Here is a 3,162-nt window from a genome sequence, read left to right as displayed (position 1 = left end):
CTGTAGAATACAGGAATCAAGCCATGGTAGCTTAAATCAATATCTAAACTTGTCTAACTTTTCTGTTGCACTTCAAATTTCTGTTGTAAGAAGAGCTTTTTCATTTACTTCACTCAATTCCCAAAGTTGCAATGAATTGAGCAAGAATCCAATATGTGGTTTACTGTAGGTGATCAGAGAAATTAATAAAGATTCATTTAGTCTTGACCGGAACATTTTGTTAAATTTGAACGTATTGATATCAACATTAAGGGGGAATTTCCAATGAGAATTGATATTATCAAACCATCACTCATGACCGGCAACGGCGAAGTGGCCGTAAATGGTTTTTCGTCATCTCAAAATAACTGGGTCGATACTGGCGCCGAGGAAGATTTAAACACTTATGATTGGTCGAAACCGCTGGTTGGCTGCACTGCCACGCTATTTTTCTATACTGTAAGTGACCGAAACCACTTTGTTGACCAGCTGTTGGAACTCGACGGCAACGTCAATGGACTCGGCTTGGAACTTGCCGACGGAAACAAATACACGTTGGAAACGGCTGCAGGGATGGTTTCCAAACATGGTTATGATGCTGGCGTGGATGTGCGGGGGCAGCTGTATCAGGGATAGAATCTAGCTCCCTAATGGCTTGTGATCAAGTGATTTTTGAATTAATGGTTAAATTTTGCCAAATTGCTAATTAATATCTTTCATTTGTGACCCAGAAACTGACTAAGTTAGAATTCCTGATAGATCTAACCATCACAATCATCTATAATATAGGAAACCTATCCGAAACCTCACAATTTAAAGTAAAGGAACTGAGCATGCACACAACTCTTCAAAAAGAACTTCGCAACATTCTTAACGCCACTATTTTAGGTGGGAACATGAATCATCCGCTGGCCGGTTGGTGGGTCTTGACAATTTTGCGTGGCAATACACAAAATGCCGATACACCGATTACCGCGGATTTTTTGTTGCAGCAATTTAACATCAATTATTTGGAACGTGACGAAAAACCGATTGCTACGGAAGTGTTTAAAAAAATTTTGGATCGGTTAACTGCTGCCGACATGATCGAAAAGAGACAACACAAGGTCCGCGAGCAAATGCATAACGGGACTCGGCACATCAAAACGACTTACATTTACCGAATTAATTCCGTTGGCCTGAGCTTTATGAACGGGCTGCAAAAGGCCGCTGATTCACAATCCATGGCAACTGCCAACGTTGACCGGATCGATGAATATTGTCAGTTGGTGAACGAAATTTACGCTGGGGATAACGATGCCGAAACTAGCCGCCTGTTTAACCATTTTGGGGTCATGATCGATGCGTCCCAAGATGTTCTCAAAGGGATGCACAAGTTGGATGCTGATCTGTCAGGCTTGGCCAACGACATTTCTTTTAACCATGGCAGCGAAAATGCCGAAACGTTGCAAAAATTACTCAAAGAGCGGGCGATTCCCGCGTTTATTAAGATGATCAATACGAGCAGCAAGGTTCAGCACATGGTGTTTGATCCAGAATATTCGCGCCGGATTGCTGCCAGCAAACAAGGTAAGGATAGTATCGACCTTGATCAAATGCTGGGGCGCGAAGATAAAATGGCCATTGACTTTAAAAATACCCGTCAGGTGGTCCAGGCCAGCCTTGAACAATTAAATAATAGCTTGGAAAGTACCACCAATAAAATTGATAACAGTGTCGATTCCGTCTATATGCTATATGACACGATTAGTCGGACGATTCGCCTGTTAGTTCGCGAATATGAGCACAGTCAGCAGCAACAACTCGACGTTAAGGAAATGGTCAGACAGTTGGATGACCTAATGGCGCATTTCGAAGACGTTCATTTTCCACAAGCTTTGCCGGTTCATTTGGCAGATGATCGGGATGAAGATGATGCCAGTGATTTGCTGGATGCTGTTAGTTTACGGCCGGTCAATTACTTGATCGATAATTCAATACGTAATATTGCGACTGAAGATGAAAATCCTGATGTGGCGGATGACACTTATGCCGATTCTGGCTGGAATCAGGGTCTTACTGATTTTAATCGGGTGATGCAGACCGATAGTGCCGGCAACGCAAAGATTGATCACAATTTAGAATTCGATAGCCAACTTGCCCGAGATGAAGTGGCTCGGTTGTACACCGCCTTGTCCTATGACCAGTTGAATGGATTCGCTCCGTTTGGTCGCCAAGTTGTCGCAGTGGAACCGATCAGAACCAGTGATCAAATCAAGTTACACTGTCACGGTGAACGGTATAGTGTTTATTTGCCGAGTGGGTTTGCCGTTAAGTTCGCAAAATAGTTGGAGGAAATCAATGGAATTAGGAAACACAGAAAAAATGATCATTAATCGCCTACTTGATCAGGAATTATTCACGAGTACCCCAGAGCCAACAACCACTAAAGTGACGATCAATGCGATTCGGGCGTTTAAACAGGGCTATAAGCAGCGCCGTGTTTACCATTTTTTTAACCATTTGATTGGCACCCAGCCGCTCAACTATGGCAATAATCTGGTTCTGTTAATTGGCCCAGGCGAGCTGAGTGATGCTGAAAAACACGTGTTGTTGGCGACTCTCAAAGCGGTCATCAGTTCGCCAGAAATGGATGGGTTGGCCTCAGATATGGTCATTGATTCGCAAAGTATCATCCAACAGGTTCACAGTGAGGTCGTTGAGCTTGATGAACCAACGATTTATGGGATTATCGATGATATCTTTGTTAAACGCTTTGGCCTCTTTACACCGGACTATCCGGAGGGCGATGAAGCCAGCCGGTCGGAAATTATGGACCCATTCTGGGACATTAATCCCGATTTTATCAGCATTACTCATGAAATGATTGAATATATGAGCCATCCCCAAGACACTGGCAACTTGACCGAGCGTCAACGGGTGAACCGGGTGTTGCTTAGATTTAGGTACCTATCTCCGCACCGCTTTCCGGAACTCTGGCCGCAATTGGTTGCCAATAAGGAACAGTTGATGGCGGACTGGGCGCCACTGGAACGTTTTCGGTTGGAGTGTGGCGAAGATTACGCCATTTTGCTGGATAATCAACAAAAGAAGAGTGAAGCTAAACCTGAAGTGAACCCCAATAGTTGGAGATAATATTTAATAATTTTTAGGCACATAACTGGTCGTTGTGAATCCGGTATT

The 3,162-nt window shown here is 43.6% G+C and carries 3 protein-coding genes; all 3 read left to right on the top strand.

The window, feature by feature from the left end:
* Positions 1-264 precede the first annotated feature (264 nt).
* A complete protein-coding gene (locus tag QUF07_RS13555; protein ID WP_217164852.1) occupies positions 265-615 on the top strand; it encodes a hypothetical protein in 351 nt (116 codons plus the stop codon).
* Positions 616-812: 197 nt separating this feature from the next.
* The gene (locus QUF07_RS13550) at positions 813-2,306 is read left to right on the top strand and encodes a hypothetical protein (protein WP_289427958.1); all 1,494 of its coding nucleotides are present in this window, start codon (positions 813-815) and stop codon (positions 2,304-2,306) included.
* A 13-nt stretch (positions 2,307-2,319) separates the two neighbouring features.
* Entirely contained in the window at positions 2,320-3,114 is a 795-nt protein-coding gene (locus QUF07_RS13545; protein WP_289427957.1) for a hypothetical protein, read from the top strand.
* Positions 3,115-3,162 lie beyond the last annotated feature (48 nt).

The organism is Lentilactobacillus sp. TOM.63 (assembly GCF_030361045.1).
Lineage (GTDB): Bacteria > Bacillota > Bacilli > Lactobacillales > Lactobacillaceae > Lentilactobacillus > Lentilactobacillus dabitei.
This window is presented reverse-complemented; position numbering and strand designations above follow the sequence as displayed.

Coding starts and splice junctions, on each gene's coding strand:
- QUF07_RS13555 (WP_217164852.1), top strand. CDS start 265: ATGAGAATTGATATTATCAAACCATCACTCATGACCGGCAACGGCGAA.
- QUF07_RS13550 (WP_289427958.1), top strand. CDS start 813: ATGCACACAACTCTTCAAAAAGAACTTCGCAACATTCTTAACGCCACT.
- QUF07_RS13545 (WP_289427957.1), top strand. CDS start 2,320: ATGGAATTAGGAAACACAGAAAAAATGATCATTAATCGCCTACTTGAT.